This is a genomic window from Zobellia laminariae, assembly GCF_030553095.1.
Classification (GTDB): Bacteria; Bacteroidota; Bacteroidia; order Flavobacteriales; family Flavobacteriaceae; genus Zobellia; species Zobellia laminariae.
In genome coordinates, this window is record NZ_CP130738.1 from 1,690,208 (window position 1) to 1,709,979 (window position 19,772).

Annotated in this window: 16 protein-coding genes and 4 pseudogenes; 5 read left to right on the forward strand and 15 right to left on the reverse strand. The window is 38.0% G+C overall.

Annotated features, from left to right (window positions below):
* Positions 1-18 precede the first annotated feature (18 nt).
* The 11 genes and pseudogenes from Q5W13_RS08020 to Q5W13_RS24790 all read right to left on the reverse strand — a co-directional run bounded on the left by Q5W13_RS08020 (position 19) and on the right by Q5W13_RS24790 (position 9,896).
* Positions 19-690: a response regulator transcription factor gene (locus Q5W13_RS08020; RefSeq protein WP_155595385.1), complete on the reverse strand. Its 672-nt coding sequence runs from the start codon at positions 688-690 to the stop codon at positions 19-21.
* 232 nt (positions 691-922) lie between these two features.
* Positions 923-2,227: an alginate export family protein gene (locus tag Q5W13_RS08025; RefSeq protein ID WP_304445944.1), complete on the reverse strand. Its 1,305-nt coding sequence runs from the start codon at positions 2,225-2,227 to the stop codon at positions 923-925.
* 35 nt (positions 2,228-2,262) lie between these two features.
* Positions 2,263-3,091, reverse strand: a pseudogene (locus Q5W13_RS08030) (ABC transporter ATP-binding protein).
* 14 nt (positions 3,092-3,105) lie between these two features.
* Complete coding sequence (locus Q5W13_RS08035) at positions 3,106-3,243, reverse strand: hypothetical protein (protein ID WP_304445945.1); 138 nt, start codon at positions 3,241-3,243, stop codon at positions 3,106-3,108.
* Between the two features lie 65 nt (positions 3,244-3,308).
* Positions 3,309-3,947 carry an ABC transporter ATP-binding protein gene (locus Q5W13_RS08040; RefSeq protein ID WP_304445946.1) on the reverse strand — a complete coding sequence of 213 codons (639 nt, stop codon included), beginning with the start codon at positions 3,945-3,947 and terminating at the stop codon, positions 3,309-3,311.
* A 21-nt stretch (positions 3,948-3,968) separates the two neighbouring features.
* Positions 3,969-5,069, reverse strand: a complete 1,101-nt coding sequence (locus tag Q5W13_RS08045) for an ABC transporter permease (RefSeq protein WP_155595381.1) — start codon at positions 5,067-5,069, stop codon at positions 3,969-3,971.
* 39 nt (positions 5,070-5,108) lie between these two features.
* A pseudogene (locus Q5W13_RS08050) lies at positions 5,109-6,495 on the reverse strand (CmpA/NrtA family ABC transporter substrate-binding protein).
* Between the two features lie 250 nt (positions 6,496-6,745).
* Entirely contained in the window at positions 6,746-7,501 is a 756-nt protein-coding gene (locus Q5W13_RS08055; RefSeq protein WP_155595379.1) for a Crp/Fnr family transcriptional regulator, read from the reverse strand.
* A 14-nt stretch (positions 7,502-7,515) separates the two neighbouring features.
* Positions 7,516-8,931: an MFS transporter gene (locus tag Q5W13_RS08060; RefSeq protein WP_304445947.1), complete on the reverse strand. Its 1,416-nt coding sequence runs from the start codon at positions 8,929-8,931 to the stop codon at positions 7,516-7,518.
* Positions 8,932-9,198: 267 nt separating this feature from the next.
* Positions 9,199-9,570 carry a uroporphyrinogen-III C-methyltransferase gene (locus tag Q5W13_RS24785; RefSeq protein WP_368662483.1) on the reverse strand — a complete coding sequence of 124 codons (372 nt, stop codon included), beginning with the start codon at positions 9,568-9,570 and terminating at the stop codon, positions 9,199-9,201.
* On the reverse strand, positions 9,567-9,896 hold the full coding sequence (locus Q5W13_RS24790) for a uroporphyrinogen-III C-methyltransferase (protein ID WP_368662484.1): 330 nt from the start codon (positions 9,894-9,896) through the stop codon (positions 9,567-9,569). The genes Q5W13_RS24785 and Q5W13_RS24790 overlap by 4 nt, the downstream gene beginning before the upstream one ends.
* A 201-nt stretch (positions 9,897-10,097) precedes the next feature.
* Between Q5W13_RS24790 and nirB the strand changes: the two genes are divergently transcribed.
* From nirB to Q5W13_RS08090, 5 genes and pseudogenes are all read left to right on the forward strand, one after another.
* Positions 10,098-12,614, forward strand: a complete 2,517-nt coding sequence (gene nirB, locus Q5W13_RS08070) for a nitrite reductase large subunit NirB (RefSeq protein ID WP_304445948.1) — start codon at positions 10,098-10,100, stop codon at positions 12,612-12,614.
* Positions 12,615-12,705: 91 nt separating this feature from the next.
* On the forward strand, positions 12,706-13,083 hold the full coding sequence (gene nirD / locus Q5W13_RS08075; protein ID WP_155595375.1) for a nitrite reductase small subunit NirD: 378 nt from the start codon (positions 12,706-12,708) through the stop codon (positions 13,081-13,083).
* Between the two features lie 101 nt (positions 13,084-13,184).
* A pseudogene (locus Q5W13_RS08080) lies at positions 13,185-13,777 on the forward strand (DUF4202 domain-containing protein).
* A gap of 29 nt (positions 13,778-13,806) precedes the next feature.
* The gene (locus Q5W13_RS08085; RefSeq protein WP_304445949.1) at positions 13,807-15,660 is read left to right on the forward strand and encodes a PAS domain-containing sensor histidine kinase; all 1,854 of its coding nucleotides are present in this window, start codon (positions 13,807-13,809) and stop codon (positions 15,658-15,660) included.
* Positions 15,647-16,234, forward strand: a complete 588-nt coding sequence (locus tag Q5W13_RS08090) for a precorrin-2 dehydrogenase/sirohydrochlorin ferrochelatase family protein (protein ID WP_214610477.1) — start codon at positions 15,647-15,649, stop codon at positions 16,232-16,234. The genes Q5W13_RS08085 and Q5W13_RS08090 overlap by 14 nt, the downstream gene beginning before the upstream one ends.
* Positions 16,235-16,267: 33 nt before the next feature.
* Here the strand turns inward: Q5W13_RS08090 and Q5W13_RS08095 are convergent, their stop codons facing one another.
* From Q5W13_RS08095 to Q5W13_RS08110, 4 genes and pseudogenes are all read right to left on the reverse strand, one after another.
* Positions 16,268-17,278, reverse strand: coding sequence for an LLM class flavin-dependent oxidoreductase (locus tag Q5W13_RS08095; RefSeq protein ID WP_304445950.1), 1,011 nt, complete (start codon positions 17,276-17,278; stop codon positions 16,268-16,270).
* A 189-nt stretch (positions 17,279-17,467) separates the two neighbouring features.
* Positions 17,468-18,493 carry a Gfo/Idh/MocA family protein gene (locus Q5W13_RS08100; protein ID WP_304445951.1) on the reverse strand — a complete coding sequence of 342 codons (1,026 nt, stop codon included), beginning with the start codon at positions 18,491-18,493 and terminating at the stop codon, positions 17,468-17,470.
* A gap of 10 nt (positions 18,494-18,503) precedes the next feature.
* Positions 18,504-18,803: an MFS transporter gene (locus tag Q5W13_RS08105; RefSeq protein ID WP_304445952.1), complete on the reverse strand. Its 300-nt coding sequence runs from the start codon at positions 18,801-18,803 to the stop codon at positions 18,504-18,506.
* A 29-nt stretch (positions 18,804-18,832) separates the two neighbouring features.
* Positions 18,833-19,771, reverse strand: a pseudogene (locus Q5W13_RS08110) (MFS transporter).
* Position 19,772: the final 1 nt, after the last annotated feature.

A 19,772-nucleotide genomic window follows, 5' to 3' on the forward strand; every position in this document is an offset into this window, starting at 1 on the left:
AAGATGAAATGCAGAATACTAAACCAAATTAAACTGCTGTGCTTTTTTTGAAAGGTCTATTAAATTCTTGACCTCCATTTTACGCATAAGGTTAAAGCGGTGTGTTTCTACCGTACGCTTACTATTCTGAAGTTTTTCAGAGATTTGCTTATTCGTCAAACCAGATAAAACCAATTCTAACACCTGAAGTTCTTTATTGGTCAAATCAAACTCATTGCTTGTAGGAGCGGCTTTTACAGTTGTTTCTGTTGTTTTGGAAGATGAACTCAATAAATTATTTACCAGAACATTAGAAATATCACCACTATAATACTTACCCCCGTCTCTAACCGCATGAATAGCCTTAATAAATTCCGTTTTTCCAGTATCTTTTAAAAGGTAACCAAGAGCACCGGCCTTCACAGATTTTAAAATATACTCTTCCGAATCGTGCATGGAAAGAATAATACATTTAACTGGTGAATTTTGGGCATTGAGTTTTTCAACAGCCTCTATACCGGTCATTCGCGGCATTCTGATATCGATGATTAACAGGTCAGGTGAGTTTTTATTCACCATTTCAATCGCCTCAATACCATCAGAAGCTTCTCCAATAACTTTTAAGTCAGATTCGCTTTCTAATAAAGCCCTTATGCCGTCACGAACCAATGAATGGTCGTCCGCTAAAATGATACTTGTTGTCTGGTTCAAAATATGCGTATTTATACGTACAAATATAGTGGATTTTTACAAAGGTAGATTTACAATAACCTATGACTATCCTTAGGCTAGGAATAAAAACCTGATTATTATGCCTGCATTTATACCCAGGGCAATCTATAGATGTGAAATGCACATCATTTAAGTAGAATTTCATATAAAAAAGAACCGCTACAACAAAAAGGTTGTAACGGCCCTATCGAAGCATCTTTATAAATATGTACTATTCTTTTGCCGTGTTCAAAAACTTAGGTTTCATGGTTAACTGTACCCATGCCCAGTTTTGAACGCTACCGGCAGCATCTTCCGTAATTCCCTTTAATTCGTACATACCATCACTAGCAAACATTTGTGAGTAACCAATGGCCAGACCGTACCCTTTAAAATTTTTAGCAAAAACCAAATCGACTTCCGTACCAAGTGATTTTTCACCACTTGCCAATTCTTGTTCTCCACTAAAATTCAAGACTTTAACCAACAAGCTAGAAGTTTCCCCTAGAGCAAATTTGGCACTAGCATGAATATCTGTAAGTCCAATTGAGTTGGCATGATTCCCTACGTAAAAATAATCCATAAACCCATTGAATTTATGGTTCGTTCCATAGAGTGGAAAGAAAGCTTCTGTCTTATCTGTAGTACTTGCATCGTTTCCGCTAATAATCTCAGCTCCAAGCCCTAAAGAAACGCCTTTTGATACTTTGTAGCTCAGGTCTAATCCTAAAAGATAAGCACCGCTAACATCTACACTATTTTGGCGCTCTCCAGTTTGTAGGTACCCATTAAATGCAGCTCCAAAACTTCCTTTTTTATAGTCTAAATGTGTACCTAAAGTAATTAAATTGCTAACACCATCTGCTACAAGTGCATCTGCTTCACCAGTAAAATTCTGGAAACCGTTGTTCAAGATGAGCCCACTAACAGAAAGGGCTTCCCCCTTATGTTTCGCATATAAGTATTGCATGCTTTTATACGAGAAGAATCCCGTGGTATTATAAGCCGTACCTGCAGACTGAAATCCACCTGGGTTTGCGGTGGTAGCTGTAAAATCTTGATTAAAAGCTAGACCTAGGTCTATCATGAACTTTCCTTTACCGTACTTTAATAAAGCTGCATCATGATTACGTGCTTGCATGGCCCAATCAACTCCTCCAAGAATTCTTTGGTCATCATACACGAGCATTTGGCGACCTATTTTTGTAGAGAATCCTTCACCTAATTTAATATCTGCCCAAGCTTGAAAAACAGAAAACGAATTATTACTGTCCTCAGGTTTTAATTGTCTATTTTCTCCCCAAACCATTACATCTTGAAGACTCATATAGAATTTAAACGCTTCCGTTTGATAGCCCGCGTTCAAACGTAACCGAGTAGCAATTCCAAAGCCTGCATCTGCTGCATCCGGAATAATACTACCAAAACCATTTCGGTATTCGGTACGAGGTTTAAACTCACCATCGAGTTGAAATTGTGCAGAAGCAAACTGAATCGATAGGACTAGTAGGATTATTAATGTGTACTGTCTTTTCATAATCTAGGTATATTAAAAAAGTTTGTTGTTATGGTTTAATGTTCTAAAAAGTCAATCAAATGTTTTCTATAAGTGTAGTAGTCGTCATGTTCTAATACCGATTTTCGAGTTCGTGGTCTTTCAAATTCGATATCAAGAATATCACCAATTTTTGCACTTGGTCCGCTAGTCATCATCACGACGCGATCTGCCATGTAAAATGGCCTCGTCCACATCATGAGTAATCATGACCGCGGTAATTTTTTCTTTGTTCCATATTTCAATTAAGATGTCTTGCAATTCACCACGAGTTAAAGAATCTAGCATTCCAAAAGGTTCGTCTAACAACAATACTTTAGGCTTGATTGCAAAAGCTCTTGCAATACCTACACGTTGCTGCATCCCCTGTGACAATTCAATCGCTTTCTTTTCAAAAGCACCATCTAGACCAACTTTGTGTAAATAATACTTCGCTATATCTTTTCGCTGTGTTTTAGAAGCATGAGGAAATACCTTATGGTTCACGCCCAAAAGCACATTTTCTAAAGCAGTCATCCACGGCATTAAACTGGGAGATTGAAAAATAACGCCACGATCTGGTCCTGGCCCTTTGACAGGATTTCCTAAAACGGCAATATTTCCCCCAGAAATAGGATTCAAGCCTGCAATCATAGAAAGCATCGTAGTTTTTCCACAACCGGAATGCCCGATAATGGTCACAAATTCTTCCTTCATAATCTGAAGGTTTAGATTTTCTAATACCACATAATCCCCTTTAGGTGTGGGATATACTTTCTTTAGGTTAGATAAATCCAGCATTACTTTTGAAGGGAATACAATTCCGTTCTGCGTAGTGCCTTTGTTAAGTATGGTTTCTGTGCTCATTGTTTATTCTTTTATTAGGCCACAAAACTTTTAGGTGCTATATCAGGAAGCTCATAGATTTCGTTAGAAACTGATTTACGTGCCTCACCAATATCCATTAAATATTCTATGATGCTATTTCTAGTCTTTTTGAAATTAGGATTATCATTCATAGCGGTTTTGTCGCGAGGTCGTTCAATATCAATTTTAAATTCCGGACCTAAAGTTGCATTGGGACCTATGGTTTTAAAGGGATAATTCTATCCGCCATATAAATACCTTCATCCACATCATTGGTAATCAATAAAGCGGTACGCTTATCTTGACTCCAGATATTCAATATTTCATCTTGTAAATTTCCTCGAGTCAAAGCATCTAAAGCACCTAAAGGCTCATCCATTATTATCATTTCTGGATTCATCGCCAAGGCTCTTGCAACCGCAACACGTTGCCGCATTCCCCCAGATAATTCTTTGGGTCTTTTGTTAATGGCCGGTGTTAAACTTACCATTCCCACATAATCCTTTACTCGTTTCATTAGAAAAGCTTTGTTCTCTTTTGGAAAAGCCTCTTTCACCGCCATATATACATTCTGCCCAACGGTTAACCACGGTAACAAAGAATAATTTTGAAAAATCACCCCTCGTTCATGACTGGTATCAACTACTGGTTCTCCTTTAAATAAAACCTCGCCACTTGTAGGTTTCAATAGGCCGTTAATCAAGTTTACTAAAGTTGTTTTTCCACTTCCAGTAAAACCTACAATGGCTACAAATTCACCTTCTTCTATAGAAAGGTTGATGTTTGATAATACATCGGTTCGGTTATCTCCTTCTCCATAGGATTTATAAACATTATTTAATTCTAGGTATGCCATTTTCTATTTTTTAAAGTGAAGTTATACTCCCTCGTTTTTGTTGAAAGACACCATATTCTGTACACTCAGCATAATTCTGTCCAATAAAAAACCGATAATACCAATGACAAACATGGCAACGATAATCTTTGCATTGGAGTCGTTAGCTCCATTTTGGAATTCCTCCCAAACGAATAAGCCCAAACCTTGACTTTGTGCTAACAGTTCAATAGCAATCAATACCATCCAAGCGACCGAAAGCGTAATTCGTAATCCCGTAAATATTAATGGTAATGACGATGGTAAAATCACTTTAAATATTTTTTGAAAAGTTCCTAGTTTTAAAACCTTTGCTACATTGATGTAATCTTTATCTACCGAGGAGACGCCCATTGCAGTGTTAACCAATGTTGCCCACATAGCGCACAAGCCCACACTTATAAAAGAGATTACAAAGGCGTTATCAGAACTATCTCCGATATACAAGGTTTTTACAATCATAAAGACAAGCAAGTACCAAACTACAGGAGAAACCGGTTTAAAAATTTGGATGAACCAGTTAAAAGCGCTCCGCAACGAGGGACTCAAACCAATAACAACACCAATAGGTACAGCAATTAACAGCGCCAATAAGAAGCCCGCAAACACCGTTTTTATACTTGTAAGCACAATATCAACAAACGAGGCACGACCGGTATAAACAATAGCATTTTTACCTTTTGCTACTAATTTGGCATTTGTTGCAGCCATCTTTTCATTAAAAGCAGCTTTATCTGCAGTAATCACTTTGTGATCTGCAATTAAAGTTTGTAATGATGCCCATACCTGAGTAGGAGATGGCAAAGTGTTAGGCTGGCAACTACTTTCTCCGGAAGCGATACAATCACGTTCTGCGTCAGCAGCTGCCTGACCTTGTTCGGTCAATGCTTTTTCAATCTTGTAATTGGCCTCTTTATTATATAGTGCTTTGGACCCCATGTGCCAGAGCCCCAAAAATAGTAGGATGGATAGTAAGGTAATACCCGTTTTTTTAAGCCATGGTACTAAATCTCCCTTTTGAAACTTAGGAGTAAATTTAGCCACCAAAGGTTTTAAAAACGCTAGGCCTTGTCCTTCTTTTTTTAATGTGATGTCTTGTTCCATGATCGTATACTTTTGCTTCAATAAATTGTGCTGTAAACCTTAATCTTTGTTTCCGATAGAGAAACTATTTATGTAACCAATAGGGTCTTTTGCATCATAAGATGTACCGTCAATAAAATCTGTTGTCGCTGCTTTAAAGCCATCGGTTTCAGGAACATCTGTTGCAGGAATTTGTCCTTCGGCAACAAGTAAGTCTGCTGCTTTTTTCCAGATGTCAGGACGATAAATATCTTTGATCGTTTCGCTATACCATTCCGTAGTTTTTGTTTCAGGAATTTGTCCCCATCTGCGCATTTGTGTCAAGAACCAAATACCATCTGAGTAGAAAGGATAGGTAGCATTGTACTTATAGAACACATTGAAATCTGGCATATCTCTTTTATCGCCTTTTTCAAATTCAAAAGTACCCGTCATGGAATTTGCCAATACCTCTTCCGGTGCACCAACGTACTGAGACATGGAAAGAATTTTTACCGCTTCTGCTCTATTAGATGGTTCATCTAACCATTTTCCTGCACGAATCATTGCTTTGGTGACTGCAATTGCAGTATTTGGATTATCCGTAACGAATTTTTTTGTCATTACAAATACCTTTTCTGGGTTGTTTTTCCAAATATCATAGTTGGTTACTACAGGTACACCAATACCTTTAAAAACAGCTTGCTGATTCCAAGGCTCACCTACACAGTAACCATAAATAGTACCCGACTCTAAAGTGGCCGGCATTTGTGGTGGAGGTGTAACAGATAGTAAAACCTCGGCATCTATTTGACCTTGAACATTATCAGCAGTGTACATACCTTGGGTGAATACCCGCAGCTGCTAACCAATAACGTATTTCATAATTGTGCGTGGAAACAGGAAAAACCATTCCCATTTTAAAAGGCTTACCGCTATTTTTGTATTCAGTAATTACAGGCTTTAAAGCATCTGCTTTAATAGGATGCACAGGTTTGCCATCTGCACCAACGGGAACATTAGGTTTCATTTTAGACCAAACATCGTTAGAAACCGTAATCCCATTTCCATTTAAATCCATTGAAAAGGGAGTCACCAATTCAGCTTGTCTTCCAAATCCTGCACCAGCAGCAATAGGCTGTCCTGCCAACATATGCGAACCATCTAATTGACCATCAATAACCCGGTCTAAAACGTTTTTCCAGTTGGATTGTGCTTCTACAGAAACAAAAAGCCCTTCATCTTCAAAGAATCCTTTTTCTTTAGCAATAGCTAAAGGTGCCATATCGGTTAATTTGATAAAACCAAACGTAAGTTGTGGCTTTTCAATATCTAATTGTTTTGTTTTAGAAGCGACTGCATCTTCTGTAGCAGCTGCTTCTGTCTTTTTTGTTTCTTTTCCTCCACAAGCCATAACTACTGCAGCTATAGTTGCTAGTAATGATGCTTTTGTAAAAATGGTTTTCATAATAGTATGGTTTTTAATTTAACTACGTATTAATACTTACTTTGGACAAATATATACGTAATTAGTTTTCTTACATATGGGATACAATAGGTTGTTTCCTCTTTTTACACCATATCAATACCTGCGATAAAACAGGTTATTCAAGTAACACAAACAATTAGAGCGCATTAAAACACATGTACCCATATACTTATAGATACGTATTGTTACTTATTAGAAAAAAATGGTAAAGCTTAAGGCAGAATGAGACTTAGCTATCTAGATAAAAATTGTGTTCGGATATTTCCTGCTGCAAAAGAGAGGTATCGATAATACCTATATGCTTACCCTTGGTTACGATAAGTTCTTCTTTTTTCAAAGCCGAAAAAACACGGATTACTTGTTCCTCGGTAGTACCGGCATAGTCGGCATACTCTCTTCGGCTTAACAATATGGATATAAAATTATGTTGCTGACCGAACTTTCTGTGAACATACAACAAGGTATCAATAACCCTTTCACGGACACTCATCTGAGAAAGTGTCTTTACTTTGGCCTCGCTTTTATTCAGTTCGTTTGCATAGAACAACATAAGGTCATAGGTGAAAGTAGGTTCTGTTCGTAATACCTCTTGTAGGTTTTCTTTAGAAAAATAACATAGCGTGCAATCTTCAAGGGCAACGGCACTTATAGTATAAGATTCTTCTGTTCCAAAACCCCTATGACCAATAATTTCCCCTTCTTTAGCAAAACGGACAATTTGTTCTTTGCCATGAAGTCCTGTGCGTAGCACTTTAACCTTCCCTTTTAACACAAAGAAAAGGCCAGTTACTGCGGCACCTTCCATAATAAATTGTTGTCCTTTTTTACAACGTATCTCCTTTCGCTGTTTCACAAAAGTAGAACCGACTGAAGATTTCATATTTCTCTTTATCAAGCAATATTCGTTAGAACAAGCCATGCAAGCCGTATTCACCAAATCCACATCATTGGTTAATCCACTTATTTTATTTGAGATTGAAATCATTCCGTACCACTATTTTATTTATCTGCTGCAGCAAATGCTAATTCCACTTTTAACTCTTCTTTTACCGCTTTTTCATCGGCAGTAGAGAACTTAATGGCTAGGGTAGTTAGTGCTGTCACGGCAACGAAACCGCCAATTACAAAATAACCGCTAGAAACTGCTCCGGAAGCTGCAGCGGCTTGCGCAGCTTTCATTGCTTCCTCTCCCAAATTAGAATTAGTGGCCAATGCCGCAGTCTCGGCAACTGAAGATTTTGATTTTAAAAACATAGCCGCCATAAATGCCCCTACGTTTCCTCCTGCACCTACAATACCGGAAATAGAACCAATAGCTTTTTTATTTATAAAAGGAACCACAGAGAAAGTTGCTCCTTCTGCCATTTGTACGGAAAGACTAAACAATATCAAGAAAATCATACCAAAAGCTATGCTTGTAGTTGTTGAGAAAATTGTTAACATAACACCTTCTACTGCCAGTATCATAGTCAGGAAAAGAACCCTGCCGCGAAGGCCTTTTAACCTTCCAAATCTATCTCCAAAAAAGCCACCCAATGTACGGGCGAAAATATTCATTAAAGCGAATGAAAGCACCAAATTACCAGCCATTGACCGTGAAATACCAAAGGTATTCTGAAGGTAATCATCCATGGTTCCATAAACGGTAAGCTCTATACCGAAAGACGCACCGTAAACAACGAAAAGAATCCAAACTCTATAATCTTTTAGGACGCTTAAAAAGCCTTCTTCATCTTTCTTTATAGTAGGCATTCTACCTTCTTTCTTCAATTGTGCAAAGTTACCTTCAGGAGTATCTTGTGTAAAAAAGTAATACACCACACCCATTAACATGGCAATAACACCAGCAATCACCATAGAGTATCTCCATGCTATTTCATCAGCAACACCAAAACTAACAACGGCTGCTGCAATTAAGGGCATTCCTAAACGGTTAGCTCCACCACCTAAATTTCCCCAACCTGCAGATGTGGCGTTAGCCGTACCAACAATATTAGGTGCAAACATTATAGAGGTATGAAACTGTGTAATAACAAAAGACGCCCCAATAAAACCAATGAATAAACGGCAAATTAAAAATTGGGTAGGTGTTTGGACAAAACCGAGAAGAATAACGGGTATTGCTCCAATAACCAACAAATATGTATAACATAACCTAGGACCGTACTTATCACATAATTTACCTATTAGTAGTCTAGCAAATACGGTTCCTGTAACTGCTAATATAATAGAGTTCCATTTTTGCTCGGGAGTAAGACCCAAGTCCTTAACTACATCTGGCATAAAGGGTACAATACCAAACCATGCAAAAAAGCAAATGAAGAATGCTATTGATGTAATCCAAAATGTGCGTATTGGCATACTTTTTAAATCGGTCAGTTTTAAAGTAGTCGATTTTTTAGATTGTGTTTCCATAATACTGATGTTTTAAGTTTAAGGATAATCAAAACTACGTATTAATATACGTAATAATACGTATGTACTGAAAAATTGATGTATTTCTAAGTATTTTTACGAGATTATAAAAGAGAACAATCAAAAAATAAAGAATTGATTAAAAAGTAAATAGAATATTGACGAAATGGAATTTTCACCAAAGCAAATCGCTCTACACAATGCTTATTACAAGCATGATATAGAGCGATTATATAGAAAAGTACGTATCCGTACTATGTAGATATTTTAAAAACTAGAATGTAGTACGCGTTGCACCTCTTCCTCAAAAAAGGAAGGATGCTCAGTAACCACATCTCCTATTATAATGATACCCGGTTTGGAAATATCTATATCAAAAGCACCAGAACCAATGCTCCCTAAATTACCCACTATACAAGATTCATTCTGCATCGTACCATTCTGAATAACTGCCATTGGTGTTGAAGAGCCTCTATATTTACTTACCTCAGCTGATATTTCAGCCAGTTTCCTCACTCCCATTAGTATCACCATCGTAGCAGAAGATTGTGAGGCAAATTTTAAATCTTCAGAAAATGAGCCGTCTCTTTTTGTTGCCGTCATTACCCAGAAACTACTACTAACTCCTCTACGTGTCATTGGTATACCTTGACTAGATGGAACGGCAATAGCACTAGAAATACCATGGGAACTACGGTTACCGGAATACCAAAAGATTCTACATAAGCTATTTCTTCATGAGCCCTTCCAAAAACAAATGGATCACCACCTTTTAAACGAACCACATGGCCATGTTCAAATGCTTTTTCCACTATCAATATATTAATATCATCCTGATTAAAGGAATGTACCCCACAACGTTTACCTACGTATATTTTTGGAATACTTTCTTCAATCTGCATTAATAGGTCTTCGTCTACCAAAGCATCATACAATACTATATCAGCAGCTTTTAAAGCCTTCAAACCCCTAACTGTAATAAGGTCTGAGCTTATGGACCTGCTCCTATTAATGTAACCTTTGGTTCTTTAACTGTTTTCATACCTAGCGATTTTATAGGGTTGTTTTGGCAATTCCTCAACAAAACTACGTAATTATTTCCATAAAAACAGATGTTATATACGTATTTATACGTAATATTGCTAAGTAGTTTAAAATTGAAGCCTATGAAAACTATTATTGTTGTCGGAAACGGCATGGTCGGATACAAGTTCTGTGAAAAACTCGCAGCCCGAGAAGAGTCTGAAAATTTTAAAATCATCGTTTTCGGTGAAGAACCACGAGCAGCCTATGACCGCGTGCACCTTAGTGAGTTCTTTGGAAACAGGGATGCCAAGGCTTTAGAACTTGCTCCCGCTAGTTGGTATGCAGAAAACAACATAGAATTAGTGGTTAACGAACGTGTTACGGACATTCACCGTAAAACAAAGACAATAACTACCGGAAGCGACAAAGAATACTCGTATGATTATTTGGTACTCGCAACAGGATCCAGCCCTTTTGTCCCTCCTATAAACGGAGTGGAAAAAGAAGGTGTATTCGTATACCGTACTATAGAGGACTTAGAAGCCATGCTAAGTTATGCTGAAAAGATAAAAACTAAAAAATCAGATGGTCGTGCCGCTATATTAGGTGGTGGTCTTCTAGGTTTGGAAGCAGGTAAAGCAGTAATGGATATGGGTCTAGAGCCACATGTAGTGGAATTTGCACCTAAATTAATGCCAAGGCAGCTAGATTCTAGAAGTAGTAATGTACTTCAACTTACCCTGGAAAACATAGGAATAAACATTCATTTAGGAAAAGCTACCAATCGTATTTTAGGAAATGGCGCCATAACCGGAATGGACTTTGGTGAAGACGATTCCTTAGAAGTAGATATGTTGGTTATTTCAGCAGGTATTCGTCCTCGAGATGAACTTGGTAAAACCTGTAATTTGGCAATGGGAGTTCGCGGTGGTATCGTAGTTAATGATAGAATGCAAACTTCCGACCCTAATATATTTGCTATTGGAGAGGTAGCACTTTACAACCAGATGATATATGGCCTTGTGGCCCCAGGATATGAAATGGCAGAAGTGGCCGTAAATCAGATTCTGGAAAGCGTTGAAGTTATAATGAGCGCAGAAATAGACATGTCTACCAAACTGAAACTGATTGGAGTGGATGTTGCTAGTTTTGGAATTCCTTATATGCCAGCGGACAAGGGACTTTCTATTATTTACGAAAACAAAACTAAAGGACTATATAAAAGAATAAACGTAAGCCTTGACGGTAAAACCTTGCTAGGGGGAATTATGGTTGGTGATGCTGAGGATTATAGCATCCTACATCAAATGTACCTTAACAACCTTCCTTTACCAGATAATGCAGAAGAACTCATAGTTGGTTCAAGAGGCGAAGGCGGTTCAGCATTTGGAAGTGCTATGGATTTACCGGATACCGCAGTAATTTGTTCTTGCGAAGCTGTAACTAAAGGAGCTGTTTGTTGTTCTGTAATAGACGAAGGCAACGAAACGGTAAAAGAATTGGCAAAAGCTACAAAAGCAACTACAGGCTGTGGAGGTTGTAAGCCCATGGTTGCTGATTTGGTGAAGGAAAGTCTAAAGACATTAGGAAAAACAGTAAAAGAAAGTATTTGCGAACATTTTGACTACTCTAGACAGGAGCTTTATGATATTGTAAAACTAAAAGGCATTCAAGATTACGATGACCTGCTAGATGACGTTGGAAAAGGAGATGGTTGTGAAGTTTGTAAGCCCCTCGCCGCTTCTATTTTTGCAAGTATATATAATGAAACCGCTAACCGTCAAGAAACCATTCAAGATAGTAATGACCGTTATTTGGCCAACATACAACGAAACGGAACATACTCCGTAGTACCCAGAGTTGCCGGTGGAGAAATCTCTCCAAAACAATTAATGGCTATGGGTAGAATCGCCAAGAAATACGACCTATACACAAAAATAACAGGAGGACAGCGAATTGATATGTTCGGTGCCAAACTGCACGAACTTCCTTTGATTTGGGAAGAACTTATAGCGGAAGGTTTTGAAACGGGTCAAGCCTATGGAAAATCACTTCGAACTGTAAAAAGCTGCGTTGGTTCTACATGGTGTCGTTACGGTATGGACGAAAGTGTAAGTTTTGCTATTGAGATAGAAAACAGATACAAAGGTATACGCTCCCCTCATAAATTTAAAGGTGGTGTTTCCGGTTGTATTCGAGAATGTGCAGAAGCTCGTTCTAAAGATTTTGGTTTCATTGCCGTTGAAGGCGGATGGAACGTATATGTAGGAGGAAATGGCGGTGCAACCCCAAGACATGCTGAATTACTTGCAGAAAAAGTAGATAAGGAAACAGCCATAAAATATGTAGACCGTTTTATGATGTTCTATATAAAGACCGCACCACCACTTACCAGAACGTCTGTTTGGTTAGAAAAACTAGAAGGCGGCATTACGTACCTTAAAAACGTAGTTATCAATGACTCATTGGGTATTGTAGATGAATTGGATACGGGCATGCAAAACTTCGTGAATACATATAAATGTGAATGGAAAGAGGCTGTAGAGACTCCAGAGATAAGAGAGCGCTATACACACTTTATCAACTCTGATGAAACAGATGATAACATTGAATTCGTATCACTTCGAGAGCAAAAAATGCCTAAAGAGTGGGCTTAATCGAAGTTAAAAAACCGAAGTGACGGTTATACTTAATCTTGTTGAAACTACTTCCGATTTGGTTTAATCTCAATCCTAAAAAAATTACATTATGATTGCAAACTTAAGTACATACGAAAGCGTAAAAACCGATAGTGTAAAGGTCTGGTTCAAAGCCGGTCCAGCTAGTAAATTTCCTAAAAATGGTGGGGCATGTATAAAATATAAAGACAAGCAAATTGCTGTCTTCAACTTTACACGTCAAGCTACATGGTACGCATGTCAGAATCTATGTCCACATAAAATGGAAATGGTACTCTCACGTGGTATGATCGGAGAAGAGAACATGCAACCAAAAGTTGCTTGTCCCCTTCATAAAAACACGTTTTCGTTAAAAACGGGAGAAAACCTTAACGGAACTCTAGACGCCATTGCCACCTATCCCGTTAAGGTAGAAGACGGATTTGTATTTGTTGGATTTTCAGAATAGTTGATTTTTAGCTAAATCTTTAGAAAAAGACATCAATAGGTATAGAATAGATTCCGTACAGGTCTGAAGGTATTTGTATCTTAGACCAAAATTTTAGACCTATGTCAATTTCTGATAAATTACAGCAAGCCTTTACATTGTTCGATGAGGCAAATGGGCAAGATCCACATACAGAAACAACTCCTTCAGGAAAAACATATCCAAAAGAGTTGCTATATGCACTTAGGATGACGGAGAAGCTGAACGATTTTGCACCCAAAGCACCTGAAGCTTTAAAGCTAACAGCTAGGTCTCAGCATATTTGCCGATGGGAGATTCCACGTGAGTCTTATGAAATGAACCGTGCGGGATATCTAAAATGGCGTCAGGACTTGAAAAAGTTTCATGCAAAAAAAGCAACTTCAATTTTAGAAGAGGTTGGTTATGACCAAGCAACTATTGATAAAGTGGCTTTTTTGTTGGAGAAAAAACAACTGAAAAAAAATGAAGACACCCAGACCCTAGAAGATGTTATCTGTTTGGTGTTTTTAGAACATTATTTTGAGCCTTTTGCTTCTGAACACGAAGATGCCAAGGTTATTGATATTCTTCAAAAACCTGGCGCAAAATGTCCGAAGAAGGGCATAAGGCCGCATTGAAATTACCCCTTTCTAAAAATTCACTGGCGTTGGTTTCTAAAGCCATAGCCGGTTAACTTAAGGGCAGTTACCTGATACGTGTACTATGCCAAATGACAAAACCCAATTACCGTTAGATTCTGAGACTTTTCTAAGTATCAGAAAATGGTACCTATGGGCTTTGGCAGGCATTGCTGTCACTATTATTATCTCACAGATTTTGATTCAGTTACACCTGAATTCGCAATTGAGTGATTCTCGTGTTATTAATGTAGCGGGGTTCCAAAGAGCTTACAGTCAAAAGTTGACGAAGGAGTTATTACTCATTAAAAGTGACTTTCTCAAAGCTGAAATTGCTCCAAAAATAAAAGAGCTCTCCAAGACCATTTCTATTTGGAAACACTCTCATATAGCCTTACAAAATGGAGATGAAGATAAAGGTCTTCCCAATGAGGATGACACTGAAATTTTAGAGTTGTTCAATACGCTAGAGCCACATCATTCGGCAATGGTACAAGCTGCAGAAACAATAATTACCTCTTATCATAATAATAGTCTAACTGAAGCTAATTTAGAACAAAATGTTGCTGTTGTACTGCAAAACGAAAATCGTTTTCTACAACTAATGGATGACATCGTAAATCAATATGATGAACGCAGTAAGACCAAACTAAAAAACTTAAAGCAAAAAGAGTATATCCTTCTTTGCATTTCCTTGCTCATATTATTACTTGAGATTGTGTTTATCTTTAAACCCCTTTCATTACAAATTCGTAAGACTATTGGCAATCTAATGCAAAACCAGGTAAATTCAGATGCTCGCGCCAAAGAAGTACAGCAACTGTATTCAGAGAAAGAAAAATCCCTCCAAGAATTACAAGAGCTGAATTTTGTAATAGATAATGCAGCCCTGTTTGCAAGTGCACGGAAAGATGGTAGCATTGTTTTTATCAGTAAAAAATTTCTAGGCTTGCTGGGTATTACCGAAAACCAATTAAATAAGCCCTTAGCAGAAATTCTCACAACAGACTCTGGCCAACAAGAGTACCTTAGAGAGGTGCTTAAGGGTAATAGAAAAAATGTAATCCGCACAGAGGAAATTAAAATCACCACTTTAGAAGGAAAGGATTTTTGGTTGGACATGTCTATCGTTCCTATGCATCAATCTAGCAGGCAACAAAGCATTCTTATTTTGTGTTCTGATATTACAGAGCGTAAGGAGAATAGCATAAAGGTAGAGCAACTTACCAAGCAGAATTTTGAAGAACGAATGCTTCAAAAGAAAGTACAGGCAAGCCAAATCGTAGAGGGGCAAGAAGAAGAACGGAAACGTATTGCCAAAGACATTCATGATGGAATTGGTCAAATGCTGACTGCATTAAAATTCAATATTGAATCTATTGACCCAGAGAACAAGGATAAGACAATAGAAAAGATTGCCTACCTGAAGACTCTGACCTCAGATTTGATTAAGGGTGTACGTACGGCCACATTTAACCTTACACCACCAGAACTTAGTGATCATGGCATTTTTCCGGCGCTTCAAAAAATGACGGTAGAGCTGTCTAAACTAACAGGGAAAACAATTCTTTTTGACAATAAGACCGATGAACACATTAGATTTGATTCACTAGCAGAAACCAATGTTTATAGAGTTGTACAAGAAGCAGTCAATAATGCCATCAAATATGCCGAAGCAAGTTATATACTAGTAACCATTAATTACAAAAACGATATCTTAAGTGTTGTAATTGATGATGATGGAAAAGGTTTTGACGAATCCATTTTAGGGCAAGTACCTAAAAATAATAGCGAAGGCGGAATGGGACTCTTTTTTATGAAAGAGCGAATAGATTACATAAACGGTAGGCTATTTATTAATTCTATTCTAGGCGAAGGAACGCGTGTTACCATCAATTATAGAACAGAAAAACAAGAAGAAGAGCATGGAGCGGAATGAATTGTACCCGGTATTTCTTAAAGTATCGAATTTAAATATCTTAATTGTGGGCGGCGGAAACGTAGCTTTAGAAAAATTGACTTTCTTATTAAAGTCAAGCCCTAATGCCCAAGTAGAAATGGTATCACCCATGTTTAGGGAAGAAACAATTGCATTAGCCAATAAGTTTGGAATTACCATGCATTTAAACGAGTATAATGAAACCTTCTTAAAAGGAAAACACATGGTAGTTGCTACAACGGATATCGTTAAGGTAAATGAGCAAGTATATCATGATTGTAGAGCACAAAGTATATTGGTAAACGTAGCGGACAACCCTCCTTTTTGTGATTTCTATATGGGTGGCATAGTTACCAAAGGAAATGTAAAAGTGGCTATTTCTACCAATGGAAAGTCTCCAACTACAGCCAAACGCTTACGTCAGTTTTTTGAAGATGTCATTCCAGACAACATAGATGATTTAGTAAAGAACCTCAACGAGTTCAGAAAGACGATAAAGGGTGATTTTGAGGAAAAAGTAGAAACCCTGAACGAATTTACGAAAGGGTTGGTCAACAAGAAAGATGAAGATTAGGCTACGTAAATCGTAGCCTAATCTTCATCAATTTTACATTTCATTCATTACCTCAGAGAAAAGACGGAACGAATTAATTCTATCTTTTTGGTCGTAAATATGTGAAACTGCAATTACTTCATTTACTCCTGTCTGCTTGATAAAAGCTTCCGTTTTTTCTTTAACTGTGGCCTTGCTTCCAACAAAAGCATATTTAAGCATACGCTGAAATGCAGGGTCTACAGAAACCTGTTTCAATTCTGGCGTCATTTTTATTGCTGGCTGCATATAATCAATCTTTCCGGTCATAACGCCCAACATTAAACGCAACATAGAAGTAGATATCGTATCTGCTTCCTCATCAGTTTCTGCAGCAACCACATTTATAGCCGCAACCGAATACGGATCTTGCAAATATTTTGAAGGCTGAAAATTATTGTAATAAATATTTAAAGCTTCTAAAAGATGTGTAGGTGCAAAATGGCTCGCAAAAACATAAGGAAGCCCCTCTTTTGCCGCTAAATAAGCACTATCGGTACTAGAGCCCAAAATATAGATAGGTACGTCTACACCCTCTGCAATAGGTGCCCTAACTTTTGCATCCTTATTATCTTTTGAAAAGTACTTCTGAATGTTATGCATTTCTTCAGGAAAACGGTAGACCGCTTCCATTCTATCCGGCCTAATAGCGTTTGCTGTTACCTGATCCGTTCCCGGAGCACTTCCTAGACCTAAATCTATTCGCCCTGGGTACAATGAAGCCAAAGTACCAAACTGTTCCGCTATGAGCAGAGATGAGTGGTTTGGCAGCATAATACCACCTGAACCTACGCGTATCTTTTTTGTTCCGCCAGCAATGTGCCCCATAAGCACAGAAGTAGCAGAACTAGCAATACTCAACATATTATGATGCTCCGCCAACCAAAAACGGTTATATCCAAATTCTTCGGCTTTTTGGGCCAATTCTAAACTATTATCAAAAACTTCTTTTGGCGTAAAACCAGCTCCTACAGTTGCTAATTCTAATATGGAATACGGTATTTTATTTGTTTTTATTTCTTTCATAATCAATCTATCATCAAAATTATAGAATAACCCCTTTTTTGAACTAAATTAATGTAGCTCAGTGTGTTGCAAAAAATTCATTTTAAAAGGGAAATATAAGTCGTTCTAAAAGCCAAAACCTTACAACCAAAAGGGTCATATGAATACAAGCAAAATTAGAAATTAAGACTTAATTGGTAGAGGATAAATTTAAACCATTAAAGGCGTTTTTTTAGCGCTGGATTCGTAGATTTTTTCCAATACTAAAATATTCGGAATGTAACTGGCAACGTCGGTTTCAAAGGGAGTTCCTGCAATAAGGTTAGAGACAAAATGTTGCTGCGTGGCAAAAACACAATCTCCTGCAAAATTTTGCTTTTTAAAGCTATACTTGTGTTCTTGCTCTTCTTTTCCCAAAAGCTGAATGGTAATCTTTCCGTCATCATAAAGACGTAAACTACCCTTGTCTCCTTCAATAAGTACGGCACCAAAGGTTAACCTTGGGTCTTCGGAAGTGTTTTCATTATATCTATTTGCATCTAAAAAACCAAGACCGCCATTGGCAAAATCAAAATTTACCCAAGCAAAATCTTCACCTTTAATATTTGTATTGAGCGTTCTAAGTTTAGCGTATACCTCCGTGATTTCTCCTCCCAAATATCTAAATACATCTATAAAATGAATTCCAGTTTCGTAGATAAGCAACCGCTCCATTTCCCTGAAATAAGGCTGTCTGTTCATATACGCATCGGTCTGCCAACCGTCGCCCATTCGCATTCGTAAATTTAAGGTGTGCAACTTGGAACCAATTACCTGAGTATCCAAAAGTTTTCTAAGTTCCCTATGCCAAGGTTGAAAACGGAAATTTTCATGCACCATCATCCTAACATCTGAATTAGAAATAAGCGATTCAATCTCTTTGGCCTCTTCTAAAGTTGGCGCCAACGGTTTTTGACAAATAATCTGAATGTTATGTGCTACCGCTAATTTACAAAGCTCCAAATGGCTTTCCGGAGGAGTTATGATATCTACAAAATCTGGCCTCTCGTTAAGGAACATTTCCTCAACACTAGTGTAAGCCTGCTTAAAACCGTAGGTATCAACTATGCCCTCTGCTCGTTCTTTAACCGAGTCACAAACACCAACAATCTCAACAGCATCGATTCTTTTCCATGCTTCAAAATGAAACTGACTAAAATAACCCGCTCCTATACAAACTCCTTTTAATTTTACCATACCGCCTTTATTAATAGGTAGAGAAATGCCTTTGAGGCTTCATGTTGTACCACATTAGAATTGCAATACTATTCAATAGTGCGCCCACCACAAAGAACGGAGTAGTAGATTCTGTCCAAGATTGCAAGTACGGAAATGCCAATGCGGTTAGGAATGCTCCAATGTTTCCGGCCATATTCATTGTTCCCGATACTGCTCCGGAATGTTCCTTTCCAATATCTACGCAAAAAGCCCAAGAAGATGGCAAGGTCATATCCGCTCCAAAAATAGCCAGACTTAAAAACAGAATGGCACCTTCCACGGAATCCATATAAATACTTCCAATAAGTCCTACTGCAGCTAGAAAAAAAAAATTGAAGCGGGAAGAATACGCGACCTGTCCCAATTTCCCTTTTTATAGATTCGGTCACTTAGAGCTCCTGATGTCCAGTTTCCGAAAGCACCGAAAATTAAGGGAATTGCAGTATATAAACCGGCTTCCATAGTGTTTAGACCATACTCGCTTTTTACGTGCGGGAAGAGTAAGGTAAGAGCAAAGAAAAAAGTAAAGTTACTACAGAAGTATTGCCCCATAGCCAACCATATATTTTTGGACTTCAACAGGTCGCCCATGTTTATTTTTTTGGCTTTTACCCCTGTATCTTGTGGCTGCCTTGTGGCAAGTATAAATTCTTTTTCTTCGTTTGAAATATGGGGATGCTCTTCCGGCATATCTCTAAAAAACACAAACCAAGCGACTGCCCAAGCTACACCAACAACCCCTAAAATCATAAAAGAAGACCGCCATCCAAAATCATCTATCATCCAAGCTACCATAGGAAGAGCGAATGCCGCCCCCAATCTAGACCCGGAAAAATTAATACCCGTAACAAGACCCCTTTCTTGCAAGGGAATCCACGTATAAATAGCTCTTGACATTTATGGAAAAGCACCAGCTTCTCCTGCCCCAAAAAGAAACCGAACTACCAAGAGGGACATAAAATTAAATGCAGCTCCAGTTAAAGCGGTAAAAACTGACCAAACAGCTACAATAGCCGCAAGTACTTTGCGCGGGCCCAAAGAATCGGAAAGCATGCCGGCCGGAGTTTGAAAAAGAGCATACCCCAAGGAAAAAGCAGCCAAGACCCATCCCATTTGTTTATCGCTCAAGTCCAAAGCTGCAGAAATTGGCTCTTTGGCCACTGAAATACAAACACGGTCTACATAAAGAAGTAAGGCCAGCAAAAAAGTGCCTACAACCATAAAATACCGTTTAGGAAAATAGCCCTGTGTTTTCATA